Annotated in this window: 15 protein-coding genes; 7 read left to right on the top strand and 8 right to left on the bottom strand. The window is 62.4% G+C overall.

What is annotated here, in order from left to right; genetic code table 11:
• Positions 1 to 9: 9 nt before the first annotated feature.
• The 4 genes from V1294_RS18860 to V1294_RS18845 all read right to left on the bottom strand — a co-directional run bounded on the left by V1294_RS18860 (position 10) and on the right by V1294_RS18845 (position 4390).
• Positions 10 to 945, bottom strand: a complete 936-nt coding sequence (locus tag V1294_RS18860; protein ID WP_108513661.1) for a carbohydrate ABC transporter permease — start codon at positions 943 to 945, stop codon at positions 10 to 12.
• Positions 938 to 1897, bottom strand: coding sequence for a carbohydrate ABC transporter permease (locus tag V1294_RS18855; protein ID WP_334481433.1), 960 nt, complete (start codon positions 1895 to 1897; stop codon positions 938 to 940). The genes V1294_RS18860 and V1294_RS18855 overlap by 8 nt, the downstream gene beginning before the upstream one ends.
• 66 nt (positions 1898 to 1963) lie before the next feature.
• Positions 1964 to 3283 carry an ABC transporter substrate-binding protein gene (locus V1294_RS18850; protein ID WP_334499228.1) on the bottom strand — a complete coding sequence of 440 codons (1320 nt, stop codon included), beginning with the start codon at positions 3281 to 3283 and terminating at the stop codon, positions 1964 to 1966.
• A gap of 39 nt (positions 3284 to 3322) precedes the next feature.
• Positions 3323 to 4390, bottom strand: a complete 1068-nt coding sequence (locus tag V1294_RS18845; RefSeq protein WP_108513664.1) for an ABC transporter ATP-binding protein — start codon at positions 4388 to 4390, stop codon at positions 3323 to 3325.
• A 192-nt stretch (positions 4391 to 4582) separates the two neighbouring features.
• On the opposite strand from V1294_RS18845, the gene V1294_RS18840 reads away from it, so the two are divergent.
• From V1294_RS18840 to V1294_RS18825, 4 genes are all read left to right on the top strand, one after another.
• The gene (locus V1294_RS18840) at positions 4583 to 5614 is read left to right on the top strand and encodes a LacI family DNA-binding transcriptional regulator (RefSeq protein ID WP_334481437.1); all 1032 of its coding nucleotides are present in this window, start codon (positions 4583 to 4585) and stop codon (positions 5612 to 5614) included.
• A gap of 181 nt (positions 5615 to 5795) precedes the next feature.
• Positions 5796 to 7616 (top strand): IlvD/Edd family dehydratase, encoded by a 1821-nt coding sequence (locus tag V1294_RS18835; protein WP_334499226.1) that lies wholly within the window; start codon positions 5796 to 5798, stop codon positions 7614 to 7616.
• A 146-nt stretch (positions 7617 to 7762) separates the two neighbouring features.
• Entirely contained in the window at positions 7763 to 8497 is a 735-nt protein-coding gene (locus V1294_RS18830; RefSeq protein ID WP_334499225.1) for an SDR family oxidoreductase, read from the top strand.
• Positions 8498 to 8513: 16 nt separating this feature from the next.
• Positions 8514 to 9260, top strand: a complete 747-nt coding sequence (locus V1294_RS18825; RefSeq protein WP_334499224.1) for an SDR family NAD(P)-dependent oxidoreductase — start codon at positions 8514 to 8516, stop codon at positions 9258 to 9260.
• 181 nt (positions 9261 to 9441) lie between these two features.
• Here V1294_RS18825 and V1294_RS18820 read toward each other — a convergent pair whose 3' ends face one another.
• Positions 9442 to 10335 (bottom strand): DMT family transporter, encoded by an 894-nt coding sequence (locus V1294_RS18820; protein WP_334499222.1) that lies wholly within the window; start codon positions 10333 to 10335, stop codon positions 9442 to 9444.
• Positions 10336 to 10425: 90 nt separating this feature from the next.
• Here V1294_RS18820 and V1294_RS18815 point away from each other — a divergent pair, with 90 nt between their 5' ends.
• Genes V1294_RS18815 through V1294_RS18805 form a run of 3 tightly spaced genes read left to right on the top strand, consistent with a single transcriptional unit; the run spans position 10426 to position 12501 of the window.
• Positions 10426 to 11337 carry a LysR family transcriptional regulator gene (locus V1294_RS18815; RefSeq protein ID WP_334499220.1) on the top strand — a complete coding sequence of 304 codons (912 nt, stop codon included), beginning with the start codon at positions 10426 to 10428 and terminating at the stop codon, positions 11335 to 11337.
• Positions 11338 to 11347: 10 nt separating this feature from the next.
• Positions 11348 to 12028 carry a site-2 protease family protein gene (locus tag V1294_RS18810; protein WP_334499218.1) on the top strand — a complete coding sequence of 227 codons (681 nt, stop codon included), beginning with the start codon at positions 11348 to 11350 and terminating at the stop codon, positions 12026 to 12028.
• A 41-nt stretch (positions 12029 to 12069) separates the two neighbouring features.
• Entirely contained in the window at positions 12070 to 12501 is a 432-nt protein-coding gene (locus V1294_RS18805; RefSeq protein WP_334481449.1) for a hypothetical protein, read from the top strand.
• Positions 12502 to 12728: 227 nt separating this feature from the next.
• Here the strand turns inward: V1294_RS18805 and V1294_RS18800 are convergent, their stop codons facing one another.
• Genes V1294_RS18800 through exbB form a run of 3 tightly spaced genes read right to left on the bottom strand, consistent with a single transcriptional unit; the run spans position 12729 to position 14923 of the window.
• Positions 12729 to 13520: an energy transducer TonB gene (locus tag V1294_RS18800; protein WP_334499217.1), complete on the bottom strand. Its 792-nt coding sequence runs from the start codon at positions 13518 to 13520 to the stop codon at positions 12729 to 12731.
• Complete coding sequence (gene exbD / locus V1294_RS18795; RefSeq protein ID WP_334481452.1) at positions 13517 to 13984, bottom strand: TonB system transport protein ExbD; 468 nt, start codon at positions 13982 to 13984, stop codon at positions 13517 to 13519. Before exbD ends, V1294_RS18800 begins: the two co-directional genes overlap by 4 nt.
• Before the next feature lie 3 nt (positions 13985 to 13987).
• Positions 13988 to 14923, bottom strand: a complete 936-nt coding sequence (gene exbB / locus V1294_RS18790; protein WP_442895355.1) for a tonB-system energizer ExbB — start codon at positions 14921 to 14923, stop codon at positions 13988 to 13990.
• Positions 14924 to 14927 lie beyond the last annotated feature (4 nt).

The raw sequence follows: 14927 nt of genomic DNA, 5'->3' as shown, positions 1-14927 counted from the left end.
CTCAAGCGCTCACTCTTTCACGGCTCCCGTCATGGCCGACACATAATGCTCGACGAAGAAGGCGTAAAGGATGACGAGCGGCAGCGAGCCGGCCAGCGCGCCCGCCATCAGCGAGCCCCATCGATAGATATCACCGTCGACGAATTCGTTGACGATCGCGACCGGCACCGTCTTGTTGGAGGTCGATTGCAGGAAGGTGAGCGCATAGATGAACTCGTTCCAGCACAGCGTGAAGCAGAAGATGAACGCCGAAATCAGGCCGGGGATCGCCAGCGGCAGCACGATCTTGATCAGGATCTGCCAGCGGCTGGCGCCGTCGATCAGCGCGCATTCTTCCAGCTCAAACGGGATGGTCTTGAAGTAACCCATCAACAGCCAGGTCGAGAACGGGATCAGGATGGTCGGATAAGTCAGGATCAGCGCCATCGGCGAGTCGAACAACCCATACTGGAACACGACGGTGGCGAGCGGAATAAACAGGATCGACGGCGGCACCAGATAGGCCAGGAAGATCAGACCGCCGACCAGATTGGCGCCCTTGTAGCGCAGGCGCACGATGGCATAGGCCGCAAGCACGCTGGCGATAATCGAGAGGATGGTGGCGCAAACCGCGACATACATCGTGTTCCAGAGCCACATCGGATAGTGGCTTTCGAACAGGAGCTTGTAAAAGTGCTTGAGGGTCGGATTCCAGGTCCAGAACGGGTTGAACTTGTCGAGGTCGAGCAGTTGCTCGTCCGGTTTGATCGCCGTCAGCCCCATCCAGTAGAACGGGAACAGCAGGACGATCACGATAATCGACAGCGGCAGATAGAGCGTCACCAGCCGGCGCGGCACCGACTGCAAATAGCTCATGCCCTCGCTGTGGTCGTCCATCGCAACTGTCGGCGCCGAGCTATGCAGCACGGCCTTGAGATCGATCCGCGAGGTGGGGAGATCAGTCATTGCTTTCTCCTTGCTGCCACTTGCGGCGTTGCAGCCCGAACCAGGAGACCATGATCGCGGCGAGCAGGAACGGGATCATTGCGCTCGAGATCGCCGCGCCCTCACCCAACTGACCGGCGATGATCGCGCGCTGGTACGACAAGGTCGCCATCAGATGGGTGGCATTGACCGGGCCGCCCCGCGTCATCGCCCAGATCAGCTGGAAGTCGGTGAAGGTGAACAGCACCGAGAAGGTCATCACGACAGCGATGATCGGAGTCAGCAGCGGATAGGTGATGAACCGGAATCGTTGCCAGCTGGTCGCGCCATCGAGGATCGCCGCCTCGTAAAGCGATGGCGACACCGTCTGCAGGCCCGCCAGCAGCGTGATCGCGACAAAGGGAACGCCGCGCCAGATATTGGCGAAGATCACGCAGATCCGGGCCCAGGTGGTATCGCCGAGAAAATTGATGTTCTGCGTGATCAGGCCCATCTGCTTCAAGGACCACGAGATGATCGAGAATTGCGAATCGAAGATCCACCAGAACGCCAGCGCCGACAGCACGGTCGGTACGATGAAGGGGATCAGCACCAGCGCGCGCAGCATCGCCTTGAATGGCATGTTCTCGTTTAGCAGCAGCGCCAGATAGAGTCCGATGCCGAATTTGATGGCGCTCGCGACGAACGTGTACAATAGCGTGTTGAACACCGAGAGCCAGAAGATCGCGTCGTCCCACAGCCACTCGTAGTTTTCGGTCCCGACATATGCCCCGACGCGGCCGATGCGGGTGTCGGTGAACGAAAGCCAGATGCCGAGGCCCAGCGGATAGGCCAGGAAGAAGATCAGGAACGCCAGCGCCGGCACCATGAACCAGAAGCCCAGCCAGTTACGGTTGTGCTTGAGCTGGTCCCACGCGTTGGCCTCGCGAATCTCCGTCTTGGCGCGTCGTGGCGCGATTGCGATGTCAGCCATGGGCGATGTCCCGATTGAAAATGAATGGAGCGGACGGCGGTCACCCGCCATCCGCTCCGGTTCTTATTAGCGATAGATGCGCTTCAACTGACGCTCGGTTTCCGCGATCGCTGTCTTGGCATCCTTGGCGCCGGTGGCGTAGTTGGCGAACATGTCGACCACCAGGAAGTCGGCGATCGCGGTTGCCGCCTTCTCGCCTGGCGTACCGATGCCGGACGCAGGCAACGCGCGCTTGCTGGCCTGGCTGAACACCTGGTTCTTCGGATCCGCAGTCCAGACCGGCGAGTTATCGTAGGCATTGAGCGTGTGGGTGAGATACCCGCGCGCGCCCATCAGCCACTTGTCGTAATTTTCCTTCTCGAGCATGAAGGCGATGAAGGCCTTCGCGGCGTTCGGATATTTGGTGAACTTGAACGCCAGGATCGGAACGCAGAGCTGCAGTTCGGTCGGCTTCCCGATCGGGCCGACCGGCCACAGCGCATGATATGTGTCTTCGGTGAGTTCCTTCTTGGTCGGATCGTCCTTGGCCGCGACGTAGATCGAGATGCCGTTGGCGGTGCAATGCAGTTCGCCCGACAGAAACGCCTTGTTGTTCGACGAATCGTTCCACGACGCGACGCCGGGAATGAAGGTGTCGGAGAGCGCCTTGCAGTACTCGAGCGCCTTTACGGTCTCGGGCGAGTTGATGATGACCTTGTTGTCCTTGTCGACCGTGTAGGCCCCGTGACCCCAGAGGATCCAGTGCAGCCAGGCATTGGCGTCGCCCGAGGCATGGCCCAGCGGGAAACCTGCCGGCGTGTTGTTCTTCTTCAGCGCCTTGCACATTTCGAGGAACCCTGGGAAGTCTTTCGGGAAATCCTTGAAACCGGCCTTTTCCACTGACGATTTGCGGTAGGTCATGTAGCCGCCGATGGTCGCGACCGGGATGCCGAGCCAGTTGTTGCCCTGCTTGCAGGTCACCGCAGCCGCTTCGGTCCATCCGCCGTATTTCTTGCCGAGATAGTCGGCGACGTCGTTTAGCTGAAGCACCTGCGCCGGGAACAGTTGCGGCAGCGTGTGCAGGCCCCAGGCAAGGTCGAGACCCGAGCCGGTGTTGGCGGCAACGGAGGCCTTCGGCTGCACGTCCTCGAACGACTCCGAGAACACGTTCATTTCGGTGCCGGTCGCGGTCTTGAACGCGGCGACCATGGCGTTGAAGGCCTCGTCCTCCGCCGGCACGAAGCGCTTCCAGCGCATCACGGTGAGCTTGGCGCCCGGCTCGGCCTTCCAGGGCGAGGCTTGCGCCCACGCCTTCGCAAAATCGAGCAATGCCGGTCCGGTCAGCGCGCCGGCCGCCGCCAGCGCGGTGCCGCCCTGAAGCAGAGAGCGGCGGGTAAAATCCTGCATGGTCCATCCTCCCGTTGATTTATAATTTTGACTTTATTTTTAGGCGTTCAGTCGTTTCCCGGTCTGCTCGTCGAACAAATGCACGAGTGCCGGGTCTGGCTTCAGCCGGACCTTGTCGCCCGGGTTGAATTGATGACGTTCGCGGAATACGGCGACGACCTGCTCGCCGCCAAGCTTGGCAAACACTTGCGTCTCCGAGCCAGTCGGCTCGACCACGACGATCTCGGCTTCGGCGCCGTCATCGGCGATGGTGAAATGTTCGGGACGGACGCCGTAGACCGCGGGCCGCCCTTCCGAATTGGCCGGTGCCGACGCCAGCGGCAGCTTGACGCCATTCGGCCCCTCAAAGCCCGCGCTACCGTTCGACTTCACCTGGCCCTTGAGGAAGTTCATCGCCGGCGAGCCGATAAAGCCCGCCACGAACTGGTTGGCCGGGCTGTCGTAGAGTTCGAGCGGGGTACCCATCTGCTCGACGATGCCGTCATGCATCACCACGATCTTGTCGGCCATGGTCATGGCCTCGATCTGGTCGTGGGTGACGTAGACGGTCGTGGTCTTCAGCCGTTGGTGCAGTTCCTTGATTTCGGTGCGCATCGCGACGCGCAGCTTGGCGTCGAGGTTGGAAAGCGGCTCGTCGAACAAAAACACCTGCGGATCGCGCACGATGGCGCGGCCCATGGCGACGCGCTGGCGCTGGCCGCCGGACAATTGCCGGGGATAGCGCTCGAGCAGCGGCGTCAGGGCCAGGATTTCCGCGGCGCGCTTGACGCCGTTCGAGATTTCATCGGCACTCGCGCCGCGCAGCTTGAGCGAGAAGCCCATGTTGTCGGCGACGGTCATGTGCGGATAGAGCGCGTAGTTCTGGAACACCATCGCAATGTCGCGCTCTTTCGGCTGGACATTGTTGACGACGCGATCGCCGATCGAAATGGTTCCCGAGGTGATGTTTTCGAGGCCGGCGAGCATCCGCAACAAGGTCGACTTGCCACAGCCGGAGGGACCGACGAGCACGACGAACTCGCCATCATCGATCGGAATCGATACGCCGTGCAAAACCTCAAAGTTACCGAACGACTTCCGCACGTCGCGAATCTGTACCGACGACATCAAACTCTCTCCCTCATGTTCTGTTTTCTGGCGCCACAGGTTGGCGGCGGCGCCATGCTGTCTTTTCGACTCTAATGCCGGAAGCCGAATTCAACGGGCATCATCATCCGCAGTTTGGCGGTTTTTAGCAATCCGATGGTAGCGCTGTCAATAATTGTTCAAACGTCCAATCTGATGTGATATGAGCGCAAGATGGGACGAAAACAGACAAAGTCTGGCAAAATCCGCCTCACCGAGGTCGCCAAGCTCGCTGGCGTCAGCCCAATCACGGCATCGCGTTTTTTCAGGAATCCAGAAGCGCTGTCATTAAGCAAGCGGGAACGCGTCGATAGCGCCGTGAAGGAACTGGGCTACGTGCCCAATCTCGCCGCGCGTGCGCTGGCCTCGCACCGCACCGAAGTCATCGGCGTCGTCATCCCTTCCCTCACCAACAACGTGTTCGCCGACGTATTGCGCGGCATCTACGATTCTTCCGAAGGCAGCCGCTACACCATCCAGCTCGCCAATACCCGCTACAGCATTCTGCAGGAGGAAAAGCTGCTGCGCCTGTTCCGGGCGCAGAAGCCCGCGGGACTGATCGTCACCGGTATCAACCAGACTGCGGAATCGCGCACGATCCTGGAGTCCATGAATTGCCCGGTCACGCAGATCATGGAGATCGGCGACAGTCCTGTGGACATGATGGTCGGCTTCTCGCATTACGACGCGGCTTTTGCGGCAATTTCGCACATGCTCGAGCAAGGATACCGCCGTATCGGATTTCTCGGCGCGCGAATGGACCCTCGCGTGCAGCGGCGGTTCGAAGGGTATCGTGATGCCATGAAGGGGGCCTCGCTGTTCGATCCGAACCTCATCGTCACCACGTCGGTACCAACCACCGTCACGCTCGGCGGAACTTTGTTCGCCGATCTCCTTGCCCGGACGTCCGACATCGACGCGGTCTTCTGCGTCAACGACGACCTCGCGCTCGGCGTCCTGTTCGAATGCCGGCGCCGGCAGATGTCGGTTCCCGGCGATTTGGCCATTGTCGGCTTCAACGATCTGGAATTCACGGCCTCTGCGGTCCCCTCGCTTACCAGCGTGCGCACCAACCGCTACGAAATGGGCCGGCACGCCGTCACGATGGTAATCGACGCGATCGAGGGCCGTCGCCCGCGGGAGCCGGTTATCGACCTTGGTTTTCAATTGATGGTCCGCGAGAGTTCGACACCGCAAAGCGCTTGATCGCCGTCTCCGGCGTGGGTCGAGCGCAAACAGAAAATGGTAGCGCTATCTTTTGGACCGAACTAGGATCGGGTGGCTCAGGCGGGAGAAGGCATGCGCGTTGCAGCGGATGAAATTCTTGGCATGGTGCATCGCTGCCGTGACTTAAGCCGTCCACGAGTTTGCAGTGCGGGAGGAACCAGTGAAAAACAACGACGACAAAACTGCCACCAATGGCAAAGGCCGGAGGCTACGTTCCCTCGAATGGTTCGACAATCCGCATAATCCGGGCATGACCGCGCTCTATCTCGAGCGCTACCTGAACTACGGCCTGACCCGAGAGGAATTGCAATCCGGCAAGCCGATCATCGGCATCGCTCAGACCGGCAACGACCTGTCGCCATGCAATCGGCATCATCTCGAACTGGCGCACCGGGTGCGCGAAGGCATTCGCGCCGCCGGCGGCATCGCGATGGAATTCCCGATGCATCCGATCCAGGAAACCGGAAAGCGGCCGACCGCGGCGCTCGACCGCAACCTCGCCTATCTCGGCTTGGTCGAAATCCTGTTCGGCTATCCGCTCGATGGCGTTGTACTGACCACCGGTTGCGACAAGACGACGCCGGCCTGCCTGATGGCAGCGGCGACTGTCAATCTGCCCGCGATCGTGCTTTCCGGTGGACCGATGCTGAACGGCTGGTTCAACGGCGAGCGCACCGGATCCGGCACCATTGTCTGGAAGCAACGCGAACGGCTCGCCGCCGGCGAGATCGACTACAACGAGTTCATCGAAATCGTGGCGTCCTCGGCCCCCTCGGTCGGCCACTGCAACACGATGGGCACCGCCTCGACCATGAACTCGCTCGCCGAAGCGCTCGGCATGTCGCTGCCGGGCTGCGCGGCGATCCCCGCGCCCTATCGCGAGCGCGGCCAGATCGCCTATGAGACGGGAAAACGGATCGTCGAAATGGTCTGGGAGGATCTCAAACCCTCCGACATCCTGACGCGCAAGGCGTTCGAGAACTGCATCGTGGTGAATTCGGCGATCGGCGGTTCGACCAATGCTCCGATCCACATCAACGCGCTGGCGCGGCACATCGGCGTCGAGCTCTCGATCGACGACTGGCAGAAGCACGGCCACGACATTCCGCTCTTGGTGAACATGCAGCCGGCCGGCTTCTATCTCGGCGAGGAATATCATCGCGCCGGCGGCGTGCCGGCGGTGGTGCGCGAATTGATGGCGCACAAGCGCATCCATGAAGACGCGGTGACGGTCAACGGCCGCACCATGGGCGAGAACTGCCGCGAGGCGGCCAAGCCCGATGGCGACGTGATCTGGAGCTATGACAAGCCGCTGGTGAAGGACGCCGGCTTCCTGGTGTTGCGCGGCAATCTGTTCGATTCCGCGATCATGAAGACCAGCGTGATCTCGAAGGAATTCCGCGACCGCTATTTGATCAATCCCAAAGACCCGAATGCATTCGAAGGCCGCGCCATCGTGTTCGAGGGGCCTGAGGATTATCACGACCGGATCGACGATCCCTCGCTCAACATCGACGAGCACTGTGTGCTGTTCATCCGCGGCGCCGGGCCGATCGGCTATCCCGGCGGCGCCGAGGTGGTGAACATGCAGCCGCCGGCGGCGCTGATCAAACGCGGTATCCTCTCGCTGCCGTGCATCGGCGACGGAAGGCAGTCCGGCACTTCGGGTTCACCGTCGATCCTCAACGCTTCGCCGGAGGCTGCCGCCGATGGCGGGCTCGCGATCTTGCGGACCGGCGACAAGGTTCGCATCGACCTCAATAAGGGCGACGCCAACATCCTGATCACGAGCGATGAATTGAAGAAACGTCGCGCCGAGCTGAAGGACAAGGGCGGCTTCCCCTACCCAGCCAACCAGACGCCGTGGCAGGAGGTGTATCGCTCGACCGTCGGCCAGCAGGCCACCGGCGCCTGCATGGAGCTCGCCACCCGCTATCAAAATATTGCGGGCACGGTCGGCGTGGCGCGGGATAATCATTAGCTGATCGCCGTCATTGCGAGCGCAGCGACTTGTCCGCCGTAGCTCAACGAACGAAGGCGGAAGCAATCCACCTCTCCACGCGGGGATAGATGGATTGCTTCGTCGCTTCGCTCCTCGCAATGACCAAAGGATAAGGAGAAGAAAAAATGTCAGACCGCCTGAAGGGCAAGCGCGCCTTCGTCACCGCCGCCGCCGTCGGAATCGGCCGCGCCTGCGCCGTGGCCTTTGCGCGTGAAGGGGCAACGGTGTTCGCCACCGACATCGACGAGGCCAAGCTCGAAGCGCTCAAGGGCGAAGGAATCGCGGAAGTGGCCAGGCTCGATGCCCGCGACAGTGCAGCGGTCGCTGCCATGGCCAGGCGCGCCGGCAACACCGACATCCTGCTCAACGCCGCCGGCTTCGTGCATCACGGCACTGTGCTGGATTGCTCCGACGAGGACTGGGATTTTTCGTTCGACCTCAACGTCAAGTCGATGCACCGCACGATCCGCGCATTCCTGCCGGGGATGCTGGAACAAGGCCGCGGCGCGATCGTGAACATCTCCTCCGCCGCCGGCGTGTTCAAGGCCGCGCCGAACCGCTACGTCTACGGCGCGACCAAGGCCGCCGTCGCCGCGCTGACGCGTTCGGTTGCCGTCGACTTCGTCGGCAAGGGCGTGCGATGTAATTGCATCTGCCCTGGCACCATCGAGACGCCCTCGATGCTGGACCGCGCCGCCGCCGCAGGCCCCAACGGCCGCGAGATGTTCATCTCGCGGCAGCCGATGGGACGGCTCGGCACGGTCGAGGAAATCGCTTCGCTTGCCGTCTATCTCGCCAGCGACGAAAGCGCGTTCACGACTGGCGTCGCGCACGTCATCGACGGCGGCTGGACGCTGTAACGCAGGAGAAATCCCCATGAACAAGATCGACCTCAACGGCCGTTGCGCCGTCGTTACCGGCGGGGCGCAGGGTTTTGGCCGCGCGATCACCGAGCGCTTCGTCGCATCCGGCGCGAAGGTCGCGATCTGGGATCACGACCTGCCGTTTGCGGAAAAGACCGCCAGGGAAATCGGCGCGGCCGTCTCGGCCTTCAAGGTCGACGTCTCCGACCTCGCCGCGGTCGAGAAGGCCCGCGACGAAACGTTGAAGGCGCTCGGCAAGATCGACATCCTCGTCAACAATGCCGGCATCGCCGGCATCAACAAGACGGTGTGGGAGACCGACCTCGACGAATGGCGCAAGGTGCTACGCATCAATCTCGACGGCCCCTTCATCTGCTGCAAGGCCGTGGTGCCTGCGATGCTGCAGCAGAAATACGGCCGCATCGTCAACATCGCCTCGATCGCCGGCAAGGAAGGCAACCCCAACGCCGCGCATTATTCGGCCTCGAAGGCCGGCCTGATCGCGCTCACCAAATCGCTCGGCAAGGAACTCGCGCAGCACGACATCCTGGTCAACGCGGTGACACCCGCTGCGGCGAAAACCGCGATCTTCGACCAGCTGACGCAGCAGCACATCGACTTCATGCTGTCGAAGATTCCGAAAGGGCGTTTTGTGCTGGTGGAAGAACTCGCGGCGATGGTGGCGTGGCTGGCGTCGGAGGATTGCGGATTCTCGACGGGTGCGGTGTTCGACATTTCCGGCGGCCGGGCGACGTACTAGCGCGGGATGGCTTGGGGCGGTACACCGCAAGGCCCAGACACAAAATCGCGAAAACAACCCCATGCAAAGTAGAATGGGCCCCGGTTTCCTGCACTCACGCCGCTTGCGTGCGGGCACGAGATGGTCGCTCGTCGCGGCCCAACCCTGATCTCATCCTGCTCTGGTCATTCGGCGCCCGGGATTATGCCTTGGCCGGCGCAGGACGCCGGCCTGCGGTGGTCGCGATCCAGATGCCGGCGAAGACGGTCACGATGCCGCCAACCAAATTCCAGCGAAGCGGTTCGTCCAGCAATGCCGCGCCCACGAGCGACGCGGTGATCGGATTGACGGTGACCGAGATCGCGACGCGGGTCGGCGTGGTGCGCGCCAGCGCGAATGCCCACAAATAAAACGTCAGCGCGCTGCCGAAGGCGCCGAGATACAGGGCCGCGAGCCATTGCGGGATCTCGAAAGCCGCAACGGGCGTAAAGCTGCCGCGCCAGTACGAGATCAGGACAAGGCATAAAGCCCCAACTCCCATGGACACCGTCGTGAAGGGAATAGGCCCGGAGCGGGCGATGAACGGCTTGGACCAGATGCTGTAGAGCGCCATGCAGAGGGCTGCCGCGATCATCAGGAGATCGCCGCGCCAGGCTCCCGGCGGCGCGGAAGCAAGACCCGACAGAAGAGCCAGGGCAACTCCAAGCGTTGCGATCACGACACCGATCGATTTGCGCGCCGTAAGGGCCTCGCTGCCGAGCAGCGCCCCCACGACCATCGTCAGCAGCGGAAGCGTCGACAAGGCAAGCGCCCCCCGCGCCGCCGTCGTGAAAATCAGAGACGCATTGAACAGGATCGGGAACAGGGCGAAGTACAGTACACCCAATCCGGCGACGCCCGACCAGTCGCGGCGCGGTGGCCACCGGCCGCCCTGCAGAAGCGCCGCCGGCAACAACAGCAGAAACCCGATTCCGAACCGGAACGAACCGATCGCCAGCGGATCGATCGCATTCACCAGATAGCGGGTTGCCGCAACCGAAGTTCCGCCCAGACCGCTCGACAGGACCGCCGCCAGCACGCCCCACGCCTCGTTCATGTATTTCCCCCTTGCAGCTTGCAGGCAAGGTAGGGAAGGACTAGTAATCAAGGAATGGCATTTCCGTGATAGAAGAAATAACGTTTACTTATGAGTGCGCCCCTCCTCGATCCGGACCTGTTGAAGGCTTTTGTGGCGGTGGCCGACAGCCGCTCCTTCACCCGCGCCGCGAGCCAGCTTCACCGGACCCAGTCAGCCGTAAGCATGCAGATCAAGCGCCTGGAGGAGCGCCTTGGCGTGGAGCTGTTCAACCGCACCAAGGCCAATGTCGACTTGAGTTCCGCTGGCGAAGGGCTGCTCGGATACGCGCGGCGCATCCTGACGCTGAACGACGAGGCCGTCGGCAAGCTGCGGGAGCGCAAGATTGAAGGCGTCGTGCGCCTGGGTGTGATGGACGACTACGGCACCTTGATCGTCCCGCCCTTGCTGGCGAGCTTCGTCGCCTGTTATCCGCTGGTCCATGTCGAGATGGAGACAGGACTCACCTCTTCGATGCCCTCGCGCCTCGGCAATGCCTATGACCTCGTGATTGCGATGCACCCGGAGGGAAGTGGCGAGGGTGAATTCCTGCGGCGCGAACAGGCTGCCTGGGCAACCGGCGCATTTCACCCTGTCGAGCAGCAGAACCCGCTGCCGCTTGCGCTTTATCCGCAAGGTTGCCTGTTCCGAAAATGGGCAATCGAGGCGCTCGATGCGGTCAAGCGACCGTGGCGGTTGGCTTTCGTCAGCCAAAGCCTGGCAGCCGTTGAATCGGTTGCGGCGCAGGGACTTGCGGTGACCGTCGTGAAGGCAGGTACATTTCCGCCGAAGCTGCGCCCTTTGTCGGAGCGCGACGGCATGCCGCGACTACCGGCTGCGGACATTTGCCTGCATCGCACCGCGAATCTGTCACGAGCGGGCGCGCTACTCGCGGATCACCTGCGCTCAACCATCTCAAACCATCTTGATGAAATCTCGGTGAGGCGCGCAACCCGCGACGCCATCCCGATCGCCTTCAACTGAGTGAGACCACGTGAATATTTCATTGTACGCCATCTCGGTCTGGGTGCTCCCGCTCCTCATCGCCATCACCTTCCACGAGGCCGCGCACGCCTTTGTGGCGTACAAGCTCGGCGACAATACCGCCTGGCAGCTCGGCCGGGTCAGCTTCAATCCTTTCAAGCATATCGATCCCTTCGGGACCGTGATTCTGCCGGGCGTGCTGCTGCTGGCGCACTCTCCGTTCCTGTTCGGCTACGCCAAGCCGGTCCCGGTGAATTTCCGGAACCTTAACCATCCCCGACTCGACATGGTCTGGGTGGCCCTGGCCGGCCCGGCCACTAACATCATCCTGGCGACGATCGTGGCGTTTGCCTTCCATGCCCTGCCTTTGGTGCCGGCAGACGCCGCCAAATGGACGGCGGACAACCTCAAAAATGCTTTCCTGATCAATATCGTGCTGGCGATCTTCAACATGCTGCCGATCCCGCCGCTGGACGGCGGCCGAGTCGCCGTCGGGCTGCTGCCGCGGGTGCTGGCATACCCGCTCTCGCGACTGGAACCGTACGGGATGCTGATCCTGATCAGCCTTTTGATCCTGCTTCCCATCATCGGCGCGCAGCTCGGCCTAAATCTTGATGTTATTTCGGCGATACTGCGGACACTGACCGGTTATGTGATCAGCGCGCTTCTCTTCATCACCGGCAACGCCTAAACTTCCGATAGAAAGAAGGACAGGGAAGAACCGCTCGGGCCATGGCGACAAAAGCTGCCGATATGTTGATTGCACGCCGCGCCGATACGCGCGCCAGGGCAGATTTTGCAACCTGGCTAATGATGGCCAAGCTCAATGGATTCTCCGCCCTGCCCGCTGAGGCGCAGAGCTTTCTGGAAGGCTACCGGCAGTTGCTGGCGAGGATGACCGAGGCGGACGCATCCGAGGCCACCGTCCAGCTCATATACAAGAGCTATTATGCCGAGATGGGCGGCTCCGGAACGCCACCTGAAATTCCCTCGCGCGCGAGCGAGCCGGCCACCGATACCGGCAACGTCACCGCGTTTCGACGGCCGCCCCCACGGCCCAAGACTGCGGCATCCGGCCCGGCGACAAAACCAAGGCTTCCAGTGGCGCTGATCTTTGCGTGCCTCGCCGTGGTCTATGTCAGTATCCGCTATTACTGGCGCTGACGCCGGGCGTCTTCCGTCGGCGCGATATCGTCGCTTTATGGCCATGCCGCGTAGGAAGGGCCGCTACGCGCATGCTCCAATCGGATCTGCCGGCGATAACTCCCCGGTGACGCGCCGCGGTACTTACGGAAGAAGCGATTGAAATAGGCCGGATCGCGGAGACCCAGACCGGACCACAGCATTATCCGGTCTAGAACTTCGTCTCTGATTGAGTCAGAAGCGTAGTGTCAGCTCTTGGTCTTGACGCGGAAGATCACCGGCAGGGTGAAAGTCAGGCCTTCGTCGGCGATGACAGGCGGAGGCATCGGCACCGGATCGGAGCGCCGCACCATCGCCAGCGCGGCCTCGTCGAAGGCCGTATCGCCCGAGCCCTTTTCGATATCGGTCGAGAGCACGTGGCCCATGCGGTCGAGCGTGAAGCGAATCTGGATCTCGGCGGATTTTTGCTGCCGTTCCTTCGGGTACCGCTTGTGCTTGTCGAGATGCGCGACCAGCTCCTTCTGCCAGGTCGCGCGTGCACGCCGCGCGCTCTCGCCGGTGCCGATCACCGGCGCGACAGAACGCTGTCCTTCCGGCATTTCCTCTGAACTCGGAGTTGCGGTGGCTTCGGAAGCGATCGACTCGGTGGAAGCTTGGGTCTGCACCGCCGCGATCTTCGGGTCGTCCTCTTTCGGCTTCTTGGACTCGTTCTCGGTCACGACCCGGTCGGCCTCTTCGGGCTCGGTCGGCTTGTCCTGCGGCAGATCGGTCTCTTTCACTTCCGCCTTCTGCTCGGCGAGCTGGGGCGATGCCGCGGAAGCATCGGTATCCGGCCCTGGCGGCAAGTCAGTCACTTCGCGGCGTACGGCGGCCATTTCCAGCCCGATCTCGATCGCCGTCGCGCCCAGGGCGTCATCGGCTTCCTCGGTCTGCAAATGCGCGATCGCCAGCGCCGCGCCGCCGACGTGGAGCGCGAGCGCGATCACCGCGGCTGTAATCCAGAGCCGCCGGGAGGGCTTTTGCTGGTCGAGGCCGGTCAAGGTTTTGCCGGCGCAGCTTGCGCCGCCGCTGCATCGGGAACGCCTTCGAGCGCCACCAGCTTGAGCTTGGAATAGCCGCCGGCGCGCAGGATTTCGAGCACGTCCATCAATTCGCCATAGGGCACGGCGCGATCGGCACGCAGGAAGATGTAGCGCTCCTTGCTGGCATCCGGCATCGTATCGAGCGAGCGCACCAGATCGACGCGCTTAACCATGTTCTCACCGATCGCAACCGAGAGATCCGGCTTGATGCTCACATAAGTCGGCTTGTCCGGCTTCTTCTGCGGCGTCGCGGTTGACGTCGGCAGATCGATCGGCAGGTCGACGGTCGACAGCGGCGCCGCGACCATGAAGATGATCAGGAGAACGAGAATGACGTCGATGAACGGCGTGACGTTGATCTCATGCGATTCCGCGAAATCGCTGTCGTCATCGTGGTCGTGTTCTGCGATCGAGGCGCCCATCGCCTACTCCGCCGCCGTGCGCGAATGCGAGCCGCTGACATGGGTGCGGTCGAGATCGCGCGACAACAGCCGCCCCGCTGCGCCTGACGCACGGCTGACCAGTTCCATGTAGCCCTTGGTCACGCGCGAAAAGTGATTGTAGATGATGACGGCGGGGATCGCAGCGACCAGGCCGATCGCGGTGGCGAGCAGCGCCTCGGCGATGCCGGGCGCCACCACGGCAAGATTCGTGGTCTGCGATTTCGAAATGCCGATGAAGCTGTTCATGATGCCCCAGACGGTGCCGAACAGTCCGACGAAGGGCGACGTTGCGCCGATGGTTGCCAGAAGGCCCATGCCGAGCCGGATGCGCCGTGCCTCGGCGCGCACGATTTCGCCAAAGCTCGAAGCGGCACGCTCCTTGATGCCGGCATCGCTCGATATGCCGGCCGACAGCCGCGCCTCGCGCATCGCGGCTGCCAGGAAGGACGCCAGCACGCTGCCCTTGGCGCCGAGCGCGAATTGCGCTTCCGCCAGCGACCGCGCGTCCGCGATCTTGGCCAGCGCCGAGCGCACCTTGCGCTGAACCACGGTCAGTTCAATCATCTTGGCGATGAAGATGGTCCAGGTCACCAGCGACGCGAAGGCGAGGCCGATCATGACCGCCTTGACCACCACGTCGGCTGACTTGAACATCGTCCACGGCGACAATTCCTTGAGTTCTGCAGCTGCCGCCTTCAGCAATTTGCCCTCGCGCTCCGCCGGCGTGGCAGCCGCGTCAGGCGCAGCCGCCGGCTGTGGCAGCGCAGCCGGAGGCTGCGATACCGCGGGCGCCTGCTGGGCCAGAGGTGCTAGCGGCGCCGCAGGGGTTGTGCCCTGCTGGGCCGACGACGGCCCCGCCAGCGACAGCATCGCCAGCGCCGAGATCACCGCAAATGTCGTTACGCGAGAAAGAGACATGTTC

The organism is Bradyrhizobium sp. AZCC 1678, assembly GCF_036924765.1.
GTDB lineage: Bacteria > Pseudomonadota > Alphaproteobacteria > Rhizobiales > Xanthobacteraceae > Bradyrhizobium > Bradyrhizobium algeriense.
The sequence above is the reverse complement of the archived record's forward strand: the minus strand, read 5'-3'. Positions and strand labels throughout refer to the sequence as shown.